The sequence below is a fragment of the Alloalcanivorax xenomutans genome (assembly GCF_900217905.1).
GTDB classification, from domain to species: domain Bacteria; phylum Pseudomonadota; class Gammaproteobacteria; order Pseudomonadales; family Alcanivoracaceae; genus Alloalcanivorax; species Alloalcanivorax xenomutans.
Map to the genome: position 1 here is coordinate 26948 of NZ_OBMO01000007.1, position 13563 is coordinate 40510.

14 protein-coding genes are annotated in these 13563 nt (G+C 64.6%); 7 read left to right on the top strand and 7 right to left on the bottom strand.

Going from position 1 to position 13563, the window contains the following annotated elements; translation table 11 throughout:
• Positions 1–16 precede the first annotated feature (16 nt).
• Genes CRO06_RS06780 through CRO06_RS06790 form a run of 3 tightly spaced genes read right to left on the bottom strand, consistent with a single transcriptional unit; the run spans position 17 to position 3607 of the window.
• Positions 17–382: a cupredoxin domain-containing protein gene (locus CRO06_RS06780; RefSeq protein WP_022996886.1), complete on the bottom strand. Its 366-nt coding sequence runs from the start codon at positions 380–382 to the stop codon at positions 17–19.
• Positions 379–1038 (bottom strand): class I SAM-dependent methyltransferase, encoded by a 660-nt coding sequence (locus CRO06_RS06785; protein WP_022996885.1) that lies wholly within the window; start codon positions 1036–1038, stop codon positions 379–381. The genes CRO06_RS06780 and CRO06_RS06785 overlap by 4 nt, the downstream gene beginning before the upstream one ends.
• A complete protein-coding gene (locus CRO06_RS06790; RefSeq protein WP_218839876.1) occupies positions 1028–3607 on the bottom strand; it encodes a heavy metal translocating P-type ATPase in 2580 nt (859 codons plus the stop codon). The genes CRO06_RS06785 and CRO06_RS06790 overlap by 11 nt, the downstream gene beginning before the upstream one ends.
• A gap of 272 nt (positions 3608–3879) precedes the next feature.
• Here CRO06_RS06790 and CRO06_RS06795 point away from each other — a divergent pair, with 272 nt between their 5' ends.
• Positions 3880–4467, top strand: a complete 588-nt coding sequence (locus tag CRO06_RS06795; RefSeq protein ID WP_022996883.1) for a hypothetical protein — start codon at positions 3880–3882, stop codon at positions 4465–4467.
• Positions 4468–4570: 103 nt separating this feature from the next.
• On the opposite strand, the gene CRO06_RS06800 is transcribed toward CRO06_RS06795, so the two are convergent.
• Both CRO06_RS06800 and CRO06_RS06805 read right to left on the bottom strand, forming a co-directional pair.
• Positions 4571–5506, bottom strand: coding sequence for a hypothetical protein (locus CRO06_RS06800; RefSeq protein WP_097058061.1), 936 nt, complete (start codon positions 5504–5506; stop codon positions 4571–4573).
• Positions 5503–6165: a histidinol-phosphatase gene (locus CRO06_RS06805; protein WP_022996881.1), complete on the bottom strand. Its 663-nt coding sequence runs from the start codon at positions 6163–6165 to the stop codon at positions 5503–5505. Before CRO06_RS06805 ends, CRO06_RS06800 begins: the two co-directional genes overlap by 4 nt.
• Positions 6166–6374: 209 nt before the next feature.
• Here CRO06_RS06805 and CRO06_RS06810 point away from each other — a divergent pair, with 209 nt between their 5' ends.
• Both CRO06_RS06810 and ptsP read left to right on the top strand, forming a co-directional pair.
• Positions 6375–6878: an RNA pyrophosphohydrolase gene (locus CRO06_RS06810; protein WP_022996880.1), complete on the top strand. Its 504-nt coding sequence runs from the start codon at positions 6375–6377 to the stop codon at positions 6876–6878.
• Positions 6871–9147 carry a phosphoenolpyruvate--protein phosphotransferase gene (gene ptsP / locus CRO06_RS06815; protein ID WP_022996879.1) on the top strand — a complete coding sequence of 759 codons (2277 nt, stop codon included), beginning with the start codon at positions 6871–6873 and terminating at the stop codon, positions 9145–9147. Before CRO06_RS06810 ends, ptsP begins: the two co-directional genes overlap by 8 nt.
• 100 nt (positions 9148–9247) lie before the next feature.
• On the opposite strand, the gene CRO06_RS06820 is transcribed toward ptsP, so the two are convergent.
• A complete protein-coding gene (locus tag CRO06_RS06820) occupies positions 9248–10003 on the bottom strand; it encodes an NRDE family protein (RefSeq protein ID WP_097058062.1) in 756 nt (251 codons plus the stop codon).
• A gap of 148 nt (positions 10004–10151) precedes the next feature.
• Here CRO06_RS06820 and CRO06_RS06825 point away from each other — a divergent pair, with 148 nt between their 5' ends.
• From CRO06_RS06825 to CRO06_RS06840, 4 genes are read left to right on the top strand one after another with little or no spacing between them, the layout of a single operon-like run.
• On the top strand, positions 10152–10949 hold the full coding sequence (locus tag CRO06_RS06825) for a sulfite exporter TauE/SafE family protein (RefSeq protein ID WP_022996877.1): 798 nt from the start codon (positions 10152–10154) through the stop codon (positions 10947–10949).
• A gap of 10 nt (positions 10950–10959) precedes the next feature.
• Positions 10960–11757 carry a prolipoprotein diacylglyceryl transferase gene (gene lgt / locus CRO06_RS06830; RefSeq protein WP_218839877.1) on the top strand — a complete coding sequence of 266 codons (798 nt, stop codon included), beginning with the start codon at positions 10960–10962 and terminating at the stop codon, positions 11755–11757.
• Positions 11754–12587 carry a thymidylate synthase gene (locus tag CRO06_RS06835; protein ID WP_026948442.1) on the top strand — a complete coding sequence of 278 codons (834 nt, stop codon included), beginning with the start codon at positions 11754–11756 and terminating at the stop codon, positions 12585–12587. Before lgt ends, CRO06_RS06835 begins: the two co-directional genes overlap by 4 nt.
• Positions 12584–13111: a dihydrofolate reductase gene (locus CRO06_RS06840; RefSeq protein WP_097058063.1), complete on the top strand. Its 528-nt coding sequence runs from the start codon at positions 12584–12586 to the stop codon at positions 13109–13111. Before CRO06_RS06835 ends, CRO06_RS06840 begins: the two co-directional genes overlap by 4 nt.
• On the opposite strand, the gene CRO06_RS06845 is transcribed toward CRO06_RS06840, so the two are convergent.
• Positions 13081–13509, bottom strand: a complete 429-nt coding sequence (locus tag CRO06_RS06845) for a helix-turn-helix domain-containing protein (RefSeq protein WP_244902788.1) — start codon at positions 13507–13509, stop codon at positions 13081–13083. The genes CRO06_RS06840 and CRO06_RS06845 overlap by 31 nt on opposite strands.
• Positions 13510–13563: the final 54 nt, after the last annotated feature.

Here is a 13563-nt window from a genome sequence, read left to right on the forward strand (position 1 = left end):
CTTTTCTCAAAAAAAATTATTCGTTGACGATCAATGTACCCTGGTACATCTGCATCTGGCAGGTGAAACGGTACTCGCCCGGCCGCTCCGGGGTCAGCGTTACGGTGGTGGCTTTGCCGGTGTCGAGGAATTCGGAGACGCCGAGCTCATGGAAGATCACTTGCTCCGCGCACGGACTCGGGTCCCGGCGCAGGAAGCGCAGCGTCAGTGGCTGCCCGGCCCGGGCCTGAATCACCGACGGCTCGTAGACACCGTTGTCCACCACAATATCCAGCGGCGCGTCACCGGCGCGCTTGGCCGGGCCGCGACCGGATAGCCAGAACCACCAGACGATCAGGGCCATCAGCAACAGCCCGCCGAGATTGATTAGCCAGGTTGTCATTCGCTTGTCTCCGCTTTATCGCCCACCACCACCAGACGTTCCTTATCCATCATCTGGCCGAGTACGTTGACGGTCTCCTCCCGGGCCTGCTCCAGGCGCACGGAGTGGAACCCCGCTGCTTCCAGGGCGGCGACCAGATCGGGGCCGTCATACAGGGCGAAACCATGTTCGAATACCGGCAGTTCCCGCATGCTGGCGCGGCTGCGCAGACCCAGGGCGCAGCGCCCGCCGGGAGCGAGCAGCGCATGGATACGTTCCAGTGCCGGCGCCAGCGGTTGCCAGAAATAAACCACGTTCACCGCCACTATCCGGTCCATGCCGCCGTCCGCCAGGGGCGGGGCCAGCAGATCGCCGAGCAGGAAACGGGCGCGGCCTTTCTCCACCCAGTCATGATTGGCGGCCCGTGCTTCACGGACCATCAACGGGGACAGGTCCAGGCCGGTGTAATCGAGCCCCGGCCGGTCCCGCAGCAAGGTGGCCACATGACCGCCGCCGCCGGGGCCGATTTCCAGTACTCGCTGGCCGGCGCGGCAATCGAGGGCGGCATAAGCCGCCTCGATCACTTCGGCGTTGCGCTGGTCCATGCTGGAGGCCACCTTGAGTCCGTCGTCGTCGTGGGGGCAGCGCAGTTGCGCCGCCAGTTGTTCAGGATTCACCACGGGTCTCCTTGTTGCCGCGGGATGCGCCACGGGGCCGAAACAGACGCAGCCGGTTGGCGTTGGTGACCACCGTCACCGAGCTCAGTGACATGGCGGCGCCGGCGATCACCGGGCTGAGCAGCCAGCCGGTGAAGGGATAAAGAATGCCCGCCGCCACCGGTACGCCGAGCGTGTTATAGGCAAAGGCGCCGAACAGATTCTGCTTGATGTTGCGCACGGTGACCCGGGAAATCGCCATGGCATCCGCCACGCCGTGCAGCGAGCCGCCCATCAGAGTGATGGCGGCGGACTCGATGGCCACATCGGTGCCGGTACCGATGGCGAAGCCCACGTCCGCCTGGGCCAGTGCCGGAGCGTCGTTGATGCCGTCGCCGACCATGGCCACCTTGCGGCCTTCGCCCTGCAGACGCTCGACCTCGCGGGCCTTGTCCTCGGGCAGCACCTCGGCCAGCACCTTGTCCACCCCGGCCTGGCGGGCAATGGCCTCGGCGCTGGTGCGCACGTCCCCGGTGATCATCACCACGGTGAGACCCAGGTCGTGCAGGCGTTGAATGGCGGCGCGGGAGTCCTGCTTGATCGGGTCGGCGACGCCGATCACGCCCAGCAGTTGCTGATCCCGTGCCAGGAACAGCGGCGTGGCGCCATCCCGGCCCAACGCTTCCGCCTGCTCTTGCAAGCCGCCGGCCACGCCTTCCCGGTCCAGCCAGCGGCGGTTGCCGAGCCGGAGCAGGGCGCCGTCCAGGCGGGCGCTGACGCCCTTGCCGTTGTGAGCCTGGAAATCGGTGACCGCTTCGGTTCGCAGGCCGCGTTCCTCGGCGGCGGCAAGGATGGCCCGTGCCAGTGGATGTTCCGATCCCGTTTCCAGGGACGCCGCCAGCGTCAGCAAGGTGGCCTCGCTTTCGCCGTTGATGGCGTGTACGCCGGTCACCGCCGGATGCCCCTCGGTGATGGTGCCGGTTTTATCCAGCACAATGGTGTCCAGGTCCCCGGCGGTTTGCAGCGCCTCGCCCTGGCGGATCAGGATGCCGGCCTCCGCCGCCTTGCCGACGCCGACCATCACCGACATCGGCGTGGCCAGTCCCAGGGCGCAGGGGCAGGCAATGATCAGCACGGTGGTGGCGGCTACCATCATGTGCACGATGCGCGGGTCCGGTCCCAGGTTGTACCAGGCCAGAGCCGAGGCCACCGCGATCAGCAGGATGGTGGGCACGAACACCGCCGAGATACGGTCCGCCAGGCGTCCGATGGGCGGCTTGGCGCCCTGGGCTTTTTTTACCAGGGCGATGATCTGCGCCAGGGCGGTATCCCGTCCCACCCGGGTGGCGCGATAGATCAGGGTGCCGCTGTCGTTGACGGTGCCGGCGGCGACGCTGTCGCCGGGGCCCTTGCTCACTGGCATTGGTTCCCCGGTGAGCATGGACTCGTCCAGGCGGCTTTCGCCTTCCTCCACTTCGCCGTCCACGGCGATTTTCTCGCCGGGGCGGACGCGCAGCAGGTCGCCGGCCTGTACCGATTCCACCGGTATGTCCCGTTCCTCGCCGTCACGGATGACCCGGGCGGTGCGGGCGCCCAGGTCCAGAAGCCGGCGGACCGCCTCGCTGGTCTTGCCGCGGGCGCGCATCTCCAGGGCCTGGCCCAGGTTGATCAGGCCGATGATCATGGCGCTGGCCTCGAAATAAACGTGGCGCGCCGCCTCCGGCAGCCAGTCCGGGAACAGCACCACCACCATGGAATAGGCCCAGGCCGCGCCGGTGCCCAGGGCGATCAGGGTGTCCATGTTGGCATTGTGGTGGCGGCCCGCTTTCCAGGCGCCGATGAAGAAATGCCGCCCGGACCAGGCCAGCACGCCGAGGGTGACCAGGCCCACCGCCAGCCAGCCCCACTGGCTGGCGGTGCCCGCCGTCACCATCATGGTGCCGCCGGCCAGCCCCCATGCCATCAGCGGGATACCCACCGCCAGGCCGATCACGGTGTGGCGGATCAACTCGCGGTAATGCGCTTGTTCCTGCTCATCACGCTGCTGATCGGCCTGTTGCTCATCGTCGATCACGCTGGCGCCATAGCCGGCGGCTTTTACGGCTTCTATCAGGGCCTCGGTATCGGCGTCACCGGCCACCCGGGCAGTGCGATCAGCCAGGTTCATACTGGCCTCGTCAACGCCGGCCACCCCGTTCAGCGCGGACTCGATGGTGCGCACACAGGAGGCGCAGGTGGCGCCGGTGATCGCCAGCAGATGCTCGCTGGTGCCCTGGGTGGTGTCCCCGTGTCCCGCGGTGCCGCCATGGTGGTGGTCGCCGCTGCCTTGCGCCGGCTGGCGCGGGGCTTCGATATGACACTCGGGCGCGGATTGTTCCGGTGAGGGAGAGGGGGCTTCCACCCCGTAGCCGCTTTCCAGCAGCGCCTCGCGCAGGGCATCGCCGTCGGCGTCACCGCTGACAGTCACCGTTTGTTGCTCCAGATCAACCTCGGCGCCGGAGACCCCGGGTACCGCCAGCAGGGCGGTACGGATCTTGCGGGCGCAGCCCTGGCAGGTAGCGCCCTGAATCGGCAGAGTCTGTTCATTCATGGAATAGTCCTCCATGGACAGCACTATCCAAGCTTGGGGTAACCCCAGGGTCAAGAAGGAAACGCTTCGAGCCGACAGCCTTTTTCCTCACAGCGGCATAGCACGCCGGATTTAAATCGCAAACTTTTATAAAAGCGTCATAAAACAACGACTGCCCCATGGCGGGGCAGCGGCCCCGGGTGCACCATGGGCGCACTATTTAGGCTGGGTGACGGGCCAACCTGTATCAGGCGGCGCCCGCGTTGTTCGACCGGTTAAAGAGGACCTGAATCATGAAAAAGACGTTGATGTTTTCCGCGCTTGCCGCTGCCACTCTGACCGGCAATGCGCTGGCCCAGAACGCGCCGGTGCGCGATAACGGTTTTTCCTATACCTACGGCCAGCTCGGCTACGATCGTTGGGATTATGACAATGGCCTGGACGTCGACGCACTGACCGCGGAAGGGGCCTTCGCTCTGGATGAGCACGTCTTCCTGCGTGGTGGCGTTAGCTTCTATGACGGTGACTACAACCGCTCCCATTGGGACGACGACGTGGATGGCCATCGCATGTACATCGGTGCCGGCATGCATACCCCGCTGAACCGGGGTCTGGATCTGGAACTGATGGGTGATGTGATTTACGACGATAACGACTTCGACGATGAAATGGGTTATGCCCTGCGCGCGGGTCTGCGTCACCGTACCCTGGACATGGTGGAGCTGTCCGGTGGCGTGGTTTACGAGGACATTTATGACGACCAGTTCGGTGTCTATGGCCAGGGCCTGCTGAATATCACCCCGGCGGTGGATGTGGGGGCCCGCATCACCCTCGCCGATGATGTGGATACCTTCGGCGTTTTCGGTCGCTATAACTTCTAAGCGGCACGCTGATTGCTTTCTCACCGAGAGGGCTGCGAAGCCGCTTCCCACAGCGGCTTCGTAATCAGGTCGAAGGGACCGCGGTCCCTATTCGGGAAAATCCCTAGGGCCCGCTCTGATCGTTGTTCAGCCAATTGCTGATCGGCGCCCACTGCCCGCTTTCACTGGCCTGTTGCAAGGCCTTCTTGAACCCCTGTTTTTGTTTTTCCAGTGCCGCCCGCAAGGGGGCGAGATCGTCGCCGTTCAGCTGTGCCAAAGCGGCATCCGGTAAGGTCTCGTGCACTATCGCCAGACTTTCCCCGGGCACCATCCGGTCTCCTTTCGTGGCCTCGCCTTTCGAGTCCGCCATCCAGCGGCGCGCTTGACGCAATCGCCGATCCAGCAGCCGCAAGCCGCAGCGTAACTCCGCCGCGCTGACACCGTTGGCGTCCCGTAGTGGCGTCAGATCGTCCATCAGCAGGGTGCCGGCCACGCGCACATAATCGTGGCGGCGCTGAGTGATCGGGCTGCCGGTATCGAATTCGGAGGCCGCCCGGGGCGAGCCGTCACTGTTATGCAGTAATAGCCATAGCGGCTGAAATCCCAGGCTTACTTCGCCGGGCGCGGCCATCCGGTGCTGCTCCAGCAAGGTATCGCGGCGGATCGGCAGGGCCTGGTCGTTGACGATGCCGGACTCCGGCCAGCTTGGCGTGGCATCCACGTAAGCCGGGTAGAGCGGCCAGTCGTCCACGCGTTCCAGGGAGGCCACCTGGTCCCGGCCGCAGGCGCGGGTGGCCAGCACCAGCCAGAACTGGTTGGTGGTGCGGTACAGCGCCCGCCACTGCTCGATCAGCGTGGCGAGGGTCTGGTCGTCGGCGCCGCTGGTGAAGGCTTCCAGGGCCTGTCGCCAATCCTCGAGAGCCGGTGCCAGCGCCTGGTCCGCCTGGCTGTCCAGGGTTTCCACCAGAGGGACGCGTGCCGGTTCCGCCTCCTGTTTCGACGGCTCGTTGCAGCCGGCCAGGGACAGCGCCGTCAGCATCAGCAGAGCCGCTTTTCTCATTGGCTCCGCCGCAGCGAGATGATCGGCCAGTCCCGTTCACGGGCCGCCGCCGCCAGCTTGTCGTCCGGGTCCACGGCCACCGGATGGGCGACCTCGCCCAGCAGGGGCAGGTCATTGTGGGAATCGCTGTAGAACCAGCTGCCGTCCAGGGACTCGTCGTGCTCCTCCAGCCATTGATGCAGGCGCTTGACCTTGCCGTCCTGATAGCAGGGGATTCCCGCCACCCTGCCGGTGTAACCCTGGCTGGTCATTTCCGCCCGGGTGGCCAGCAGATGCGGCACGCCCAGCCGTTCGGCGATGGGGGCGGTGATGAAATCGTTGGTGGCGGTAATGATCATCAGGGTATGGCCCTGGTCGCGGTGCTTTTGCAGCAACGCTTCGGCCGCCGGCAGCCACAGGTCTTGGATCACCTCCTCCATGTATTGCTCGCGCCAGGCGTGGAGCTGCTCCAGAGGACGGCCCGCCAACTCGCCGAGCACGAATTCCTGGTAGGCGATGATGTCCAGAGTGCCGTCCAGGTAGTCCTGATAAAAGCGGTCATTGGCGGCCTGGTAGGCGGCGGCGTCCACCAGGGACTGGCTTACCAGCCATTCCCCCCACTGATGGTCGGAGTCGCCGGCAATGAGGGTGTTGTCCAGGTCAAAGATGGCCAGAGTCATGCTGGATCCCATGAAATAGAGAGAAAGGTTGGCGCGAGGAGCATAGCAAAGGCCGATCCGTTCGGCAGCCGATTGATCGAGGCTACCGGGACAAGGTTTAATGAGTGAGTATCGGAGCCGCCATGATGGCCATGGCGCGGCACGCCCTGTGTGTGCCCCTCCGGCCCCGGCGGGCCGGATGTCGCTGGCTCCCCCGGGTTTGGAAGACCATGACTGGCATTATTGATGAACAGGGGTACCGGCTGAATGTCGGTATCGTGATCGCGGGGCCCGATGGCCGGGTGTTCTGGGGGCGCCGCGTCGGTAACCGGGATGCCTGGCAGTTTCCCCAGGGCGGCATGATGCCGGGGGAGACGCCGGAAGAGACCCTGTTCCGGGAACTGGAAGAAGAGGTGGGACTGCGCCAGGAGCACGTCAGCATTCTCGCCCACACCGAAGGCTGGCTGACCTACCGCCTGCCGCGCCGCTTCCTGCGGCCTCCACGCAACCGGCCCCGCTGTATCGGCCAGCGGCAAAAATGGTTCCTGCTGCGGCTTAACGCGGAGGAAGCAGCCATCGACCTGACTCTGGGACCGGAGCCGGAGTTTCAGGACTGGCGTTGGGTAAACTACTGGTACCCGATCCGCAAGGTGGTGCATTTCAAGCGCGCGGTCTATGCGCGGGCCCTGAGAGAGTTGGCCCCCGCCCTACCCAAGAGGAGCAAACATGCTTGATACCCTGCGCCGCATTGTGCAGGAAGTGAATAACGCGCCGGACATCCGCTCGGCCCTGGATCTTATGGCCCAGCGGGTGCGTGATGCCATGGGCACCGAGGTGTGCTCCATTTACTTGCGGGACAACGACCGGGAACGCTACGTGCTGATGGCTTCCGAGGGCCTCAAGCGCGAAGCGGTGGGCCGGGTCAGCCTGGGCCTGTCCGAGGGGCTGGTGGGACAGGTGGGGCAGCGCGAGGAACCGATCAACCTGGAAGATGCCTTCGCCCACCCGAAATTCCATTATCTGGCCGAGACCGGCGAGGATCCGTTCCACGCCTTCCTCGGCGTGCCGGTGATGCACCACGGCGAGGTGCTGGGCGTGCTGGTGGTGCAGCAGCGCGATGCCCGCCGCTTCGATCAAAGCGAAGAGGCGTTTCTGGTCACCATCTCCGCCCAATTGTCGGCGGTGATCGCTCATGCCCATGCGTCCGGCATTCTGTTCGAGCAACTGGAAACCCGCGAGCGGCAGGCCAGCATGTACGACGGCCAGCCCGGCTCCTCCGGTGCCGCCATCGGCATCGCCAAACTGCTGTTTCCGGCGGCCGACTTGTCGGCGGTGCCGGACCGGGAAGCGGAGGACATCAGCGCCGAGATCGCCCGCCTGGACGATGCGCTGGTACGGGTGCGCAAGGAAATCCGTGACCTGGCCGAGCGCGCCAAGGCAAGCCTCGGGGCCGAGGAGCAGGCCCTGTTCGATGTCTATTTACGCATGCTTGACCGCCATGCCCTGCCGGCGGAAGTAGTGGCCAAGATTCGCGAAGGCCACTGGGCGCAGGGTGCCTTGCGCATCGTGGTGGACGCCCATGTGCACAATTTCGAGATGATGGATGATCCTTACCTGCGTGAGCGGGCGGCGGACGTTCGTGATCTGGGGCGCCGGGTGCTGGCGCAACTGCAAAGCTACAACCGGCGTGAGCTGGAGTTTCCCGACCACTGCATTCTGCTTGGCGAGGATATTTCCGCGCCGATGCTGATGGAGCTGCCGCAGGAGCGCATTGCCGGCATCGTCACCACGCGCGGCTCGCGTAACTCGCATATGGCCATCGTGGCCCGGGCCATGAGCATTCCCACCGTGGTGGGGGTGGCCAACCTGCCGCTGAAGAAACTGGACGGCAAGGAGCTGATCGTCGACGGTTTTCGCGGCCGGGTGGTGGCCAACGCCACTCCGGAGCTGAAACATCAGTTCGAGGAATTGATCGCCGAAGAGCAGAGTCTGCTGGAAGGGCTGGAGAAGCTGCGCGATCTGCCGGCGGAAACCGAGGACGGGGTCAGTGTTCAATTGCAGGTGAACACCGGTCTGATGACCGACATCAACCGCTCCCTGGAGCGCGGCGCCCAGGGCGTGGGGCTGTACCGCAGCGAAATTCCGTTCATGATCCGTGACCGCTTCCCCTCCGAGGAAGAGCAGCGTGTGTTGTACCGGGAGCAGTTGCAGGCGTTCGCGCCGCTGCCGGTGACCATGCGCACGCTGGACGTGGGGGGCGACAAGTCACTGAGCTATTTCCCCATTGAGGAGGACAACCCGTTCCTCGGCTGGCGCGGTATCCGGGTCACTCTGGACCACCCGGAAATTTTCATCGTCCAGGTACGGGCCATGCTCAAGGCCGCCGCCGGCCTGAACAATCTGCGCATCATGCTGCCGATGATCACCAATGTGTTCGAGGCCGAGGAGGCCCAGCACCTGATTCATCGCGCCTGGCTGGAGGTGCGCGAAGAGAACGTGGACGTGGAAATGCCGCCGGTGGGCGTGATGATCGAAGTGCCGGCTACCATCTATCAGGCCCGGGCGCTGGCCCAGCGGGTGGATTTCCTGTCCGTGGGCACCAACGACCTGACCCAGTATCTGCTGGCGGTGGATCGCAACAACCGCCAGGTGTCGGACCTGTACAACTCGTTCCATCCGTCGGTGCTGCATGCGCTGCTGCATGTGGTGGAGCAGGCCCATGCCGAGGGCAAACCGGTGTCGGTGTGCGGGGAAATGGCCGGCGATCCGGCGTCCGCTCTGCTGCTGATGGCGATGGGCTTCGACGCCTTGTCCATGAACGCCTCCAACCTGTTACGGGTCAAGGCGGCGGTGCGTCAGGTCAACATGGGCTTCCTGCGCCGTCTGCTCAATGAGGTGCTGGCCATGGACAACGGTGAAGTGATCACCGCCTACATGGATCTGCAATTGACCAAGGTCGGCCTGGGCGATCTGATCCGCCACCGCGCGCCCGCGGCGGCGTAGTTCGCGTGCAAGCACGCTTCCCACAGCGGCTTCGTATCGACTTGTGGGAAGCGTGCTTGCACGCGAATGATCCTTCCCCTGGATCGGCGGGATGCCCCGCTCAACTGTCCGTGGGCGCCCCGTCCGCCTCGCCATCCGCCCGCCAGCACTGCTCGCGCATCATCGGAGCCCCTTCCCGGGGCAGCAGCACCGCCGAACTGGCGCGGGTGCCGTACTGTTGCGACTGAATGAAGATCGGCGCCACCAGTCGCTCCAGCTCCCGCTCCACGCCGGTATCCGGCAGGTCTTCTTCCGGCGGCTGGTAAGGGTCCACCACCACGCCGAGTAGATCGCGGAGAGACGGGGGATTGGAAGCGGCGCCGTCCAGCACCCGGGCCAGCCGCTGTTTGCCCCGTTCCACCTTGGGCCAGGGATCGTCCAGGATGCCGTTGGAAAGGCCGTGCAGGCCCGGCTTCACCGGCTGCGCCGCCGGCCCCCGGTTACTCAGGTACCACAGGCTTTCACGGTCGCCCACCAGCAGATTGAAACCGGAGTAACGATGCTCCTCCGCTTCCAGCGAAAGGCAAAACAGTTCCGGGCTCTGATGGCTCTCCAGGAAGGACTGTGGCAACAACCCCCGGGACAGCTCGCCGACGGTGCGTTCGGCCACCGGCTCGCGGTAATTGGTGACTACCGCGAAACGGCCGTCGCGGTGGATGCCCAGCCAGGTGCCGCCGGCCCGCAAATCCAGGCCGCAGAACACATCACCGCGCCAGCGGGCCGGCTCCGCCGGGCGCTGGTGGAATTCGTCACGATTGGCGGAAACCGCCAGAGGGTAGGCATCGCCGGGCTGCCAGCGGAACAAAACAATACACATGGGCGTCTCTTTCGGGGTCGGAAAACGAAATAGTGTGAACAGGCCCTAGCTGCTAGCATACCGGCTCGGCGCGTACCTGGCGAAAGCGGTCGGTGGCGCGGCGCTTTATCTGTTTGCCTGACCTGTTTACCAGAGGAATGGGCCTACCATGACCCTGTTTTTGATCTGTGCCCTGATCGGTGTGTTCGCCGGCCTGTTGGGCGGCGCCCTGGGGCTCGGCGGTGGTGTGGTGATCGTGCCGCCGCTGATTTACCTTTATCACGCCATGGGCATCGACCCTCAGGTGGTGGCCCAATTGGCGGTGGGTACCTCGCTTTGCACTATCATCGTCACCTCGATCAGTTCCGTGCACACCCACCACCGGGCCGGCTTCGTGCGCTGGCCGGTGGCGTTTCGGCTCGGTGTCGGTATCGTGGTGGGAGCGCTGATCGGCGCGGTCATCGCCGACCGCCTGTCCGGCCCGATGCTGACCCGGTTGTTCGGCGTGTTCGCGGTACTGGTGGCGTTGCAGATGCTGCTCAGCGGCCGCCGCAAGCAGCAACAGGGCGAGGAACGGGTGCCGGGAAGCGCCGGTCTTGCCGGGGCCGGCGGTGTGATCGGCACCATCTCCAGTCTGTTTGGTATCGGTGGCGGTTCGCTGACCGTCCCGTTTTTGTCCTGGTGCCGGTTGCCGATGCAAAATGCGGTGGCGATCTCCGCCGCCTGCGGGCTGCCCATCGCGCTGGCCGGCACGCTGGGCTTCATGGTCACCGGCTGGGGCAAGCCGGAATTGCCGGAATGGGCACTGGGCTATGTGTATTTTCCGGCGGCGCTGGCCATCGTCGTCACCAGTTTTCCGATGGCACGGGTGGGGGCGCGGCTCAGTCACCGCCTGCCCTCCGCCACTCTGAAGCGTATTTTCGCCGTGGTGCTGATCGTGATCGGCACTGAACTGATGCTTGGTTAGGGAGCCTTTGATGACCTTCCCGCAAATCGATCCCGTGCTGGTCTCCCTGGGGCCGTTGCAGATTCACTGGTACGGGGTGATGTACATGATCGGCTTCGCCGGCGGCTGGTGGCTGGCGAAGACGCGAGCGGACCGGCCCGGCAGCGGCTGGACCCGGCAGCAGGTCAGTGACCTGCTGTTCTACGCGGCGCTGGGTGTGATCCTCGGCGGCCGCGTGGGCTACGTTCTGTTCTATGGTTTCGACCGGTTTCTCGACAACCCGCTGTGGTTGTTCCAGATCTGGACCGGCGGCATGAGCTTCCATGGCGGCGCCCTGGGCGTGCTGTTCGCGTTCTGGCTGTTCGCCCGCCGCACCGGCAAGCGCTATTTCCAGGTGGCGGATTTCGCCGTGCCGGTGGTGCCCATCGGTCTGGGTGCCGGTCGTTTCGGTAACTTCATCAACGGCGAACTGTGGGGGCGCGCCTCGGACATGCCCTGGGCCATGGTCTTCCCCTCCGACCCCATGGGCGTGCCGCGCCATCCTTCCCAGCTCTATGAGTTTTTTCTGGAAGGCGTGGTGTTGTTCCTGGTGCTGTGGATCTACTCCGCCAAACCGCGACCGGCGGGTTCGGTCACCGGCTTGTTTGGCATTGGCTACGGGCTTTCGCGGATACTGGTGGAATTCTTCCGCGAGCCGGATGCGCACATCGGTTACCTGGCCGGCGGCTGGCTGACCATGGGCATGCTGTTGAGCCTCCCCATGGTGCTGATCGGCGCCGCCATGGTGGTCTGGGCGTATCGACATGATCAACGGAGAGCGGCGGCATGAAGCAATATCTCGATCTGTTGCGCGAAGTGCGTGAGCACGGCATTCAGAAAGGGGATCGTACCGGTACTGGTACCTTGTCCCTGTTCGGTTATCAGATGCGCTTCGATCTGCGCGACGGCTTCCCGTTGCTGACCACCAAGAAGGTGCATCTCAAGTCCATCATCCATGAGTTGCTGTGGTTCCTGGCCGGTGATACCAACATCGGCTATTTGAAGGACAACGGGGTGTCGATCTGGGATGAGTGGGCCACCGAAGAGGGAGACCTGGGGCCGGTGTACGGGGCGCAGTGGCGTTCCTGGGCGACGCCGGACGGCCGTGTCATCGACCAGATCAGTGAAGTGGTGGACGAGATTCGCCGCAATCCGGATTCCCGGCGGCTGATCGTGAGCGCCTGGAATCCGGCGGTGTTGCCGGATCCGGCGGTGTCTCCGGATCAGAACGCGGCGCAAGGCCGGCAGGCGCTGCCGCCCTGCCATTGCCTGTTCCAGTTCTACGTGTCCGACGGCCGGCTCAGTTGCCAGCTTTATCAGCGCAGTGGCGACGTGTTCCTGGGCGTGCCCTTCAACATCGCTTCCTATGCACTGCTGACCCTGATGATGGCCCAGGTCTGTGATCTGCAGCCGGGGGTGTTCGTGCACACCCTGGGCGACGCCCATCTCTACAGCAATCACCTGGAACAGGCGGATACGCAATTGGCGCGGGAGCCCCGCGCTCTGCCCACCATGCATCTCAATCCGCGGGTGCGTGATCTGTTCGCCTTCCGTTATGAGGACTTCACCCTGGAAGGCTATGACCCCCACCCCCTGATCAAGGCGCCGATCGCGGTATGAAGGCAAGCAATGAACAAGGCGTGCGAGTGGCGATGATCGTGGCCATGGCCCGTAATCGGGTGATCGGCCGCGACAACAAGCTGCCCTGGTATCTGCCCAACGATCTCAAGTACTTCAAGCGCACCACCCTGGGCAAACCGGTGGTGATGGGGCGGCTGACCTGGGAATCTCTGGGGCGGCCATTACCGGGCCGTACCAATATCGTCATCAGCCGGGATCCGGACTATCAGGCCGAGGGCGCCAGGGTGGTGGCGGATCTGGATCAGGCTCTGGCGCTGGCGGAGAACGTGGCGTTCATCGACGGTCAGGACGAAGTGATGATTCTGGGTGGCGCGCAGATCTATGCTCTGGCGCTGCCCCGGGCGGACCGGCTCTACATCACCGAAGTGCAGGCGGAGGTGGATGGGGACGCCTGGTTCCCGCAATGGGACCGGTCACAGTGGGTGGAGCGGGGCCGGGAGTCCTTCAAAGCGGAAGGGCCGAACCCTTACGATTACGACTTCGTGGTTTTTGACCGCCGCTGACGGCGGCGGGCAGCGGGCGTGCGTTTGGCCAGGACCCGGGCCATTTCCACCAGCGTGATACGGTCCGCCGGGCTCATGGTGCCCACCACCGACAGTAATTCCCGGGTATGTTTGTCGAAGGCCGCTGCGGGATCGCTCAAGGCAGCGCCGCTACGGCCTTGCAGTTCCTGAAAGAAGTCCGCCAGCGTTATTTCCAGGGCGTCGCAAAGCCGCCCCAGCCGCTGTACCGTGACGTCCTGCCGATTGCGCTCGATGCGCGACAGATTGCCCGCGTCGGTGTCCGCCCGGAACGCCACGTCCTCGAGAGTTTCGTTGCGGCTAAGCCGCCGCCTTTTCAAGATGCCGCCGATATCCGTGTCCATGGAATAAGTGTCGGGAAGCGCTCTTTTGCCCGCCATGACCTATTTGCAAGAATGCAAAAGAGCGAATTTGCATTTATGCAATAATAGAGC

What these genes read in the sequence shown, in the direction of transcription:
- CRO06_RS06790 (WP_218839876.1), bottom strand. Translation starts at nt 3,607, where the DNA reads ATGAATGAACAGACTCTGCCGATTCAGGGCGCTACCTGCCAGGGCTGC.
- CRO06_RS06840 (WP_097058063.1), top strand. Translation starts at nt 12,584, where the DNA reads ATGAAGGCAAGCAATGAACAAGGCGTGCGAGTGGCGATGATCGTGGCC.
- lgt (WP_218839877.1), top strand. Translation starts at nt 10,960, where the DNA reads ATGACCTTCCCGCAAATCGATCCCGTGCTGGTCTCCCTGGGGCCGTTG.
- CRO06_RS06825 (WP_022996877.1), top strand. Translation starts at nt 10,152, where the DNA reads ATGACCCTGTTTTTGATCTGTGCCCTGATCGGTGTGTTCGCCGGCCTG.
- CRO06_RS06820 (WP_097058062.1), bottom strand. Translation starts at nt 10,003, where the DNA reads ATGTGTATTGTTTTGTTCCGCTGGCAGCCCGGCGATGCCTACCCTCTG.
- CRO06_RS06780 (WP_022996886.1), bottom strand. Translation starts at nt 382, where the DNA reads ATGACAACCTGGCTAATCAATCTCGGCGGGCTGTTGCTGATGGCCCTG.
- CRO06_RS06800 (WP_097058061.1), bottom strand. Translation starts at nt 5,506, where the DNA reads ATGAGAAAAGCGGCTCTGCTGATGCTGACGGCGCTGTCCCTGGCCGGC.
- CRO06_RS06805 (WP_022996881.1), bottom strand. Translation starts at nt 6,165, where the DNA reads ATGACTCTGGCCATCTTTGACCTGGACAACACCCTCATTGCCGGCGAC.
- CRO06_RS06845 (WP_244902788.1), bottom strand. Translation starts at nt 13,509, where the DNA reads ATGGCGGGCAAAAGAGCGCTTCCCGACACTTATTCCATGGACACGGAT.
- CRO06_RS06835 (WP_026948442.1), top strand. Translation starts at nt 11,754, where the DNA reads ATGAAGCAATATCTCGATCTGTTGCGCGAAGTGCGTGAGCACGGCATT.
- CRO06_RS06810 (WP_022996880.1), top strand. Translation starts at nt 6,375, where the DNA reads ATGACTGGCATTATTGATGAACAGGGGTACCGGCTGAATGTCGGTATC.
- CRO06_RS06795 (WP_022996883.1), top strand. Translation starts at nt 3,880, where the DNA reads ATGAAAAAGACGTTGATGTTTTCCGCGCTTGCCGCTGCCACTCTGACC.
- ptsP (WP_022996879.1), top strand. Translation starts at nt 6,871, where the DNA reads ATGCTTGATACCCTGCGCCGCATTGTGCAGGAAGTGAATAACGCGCCG.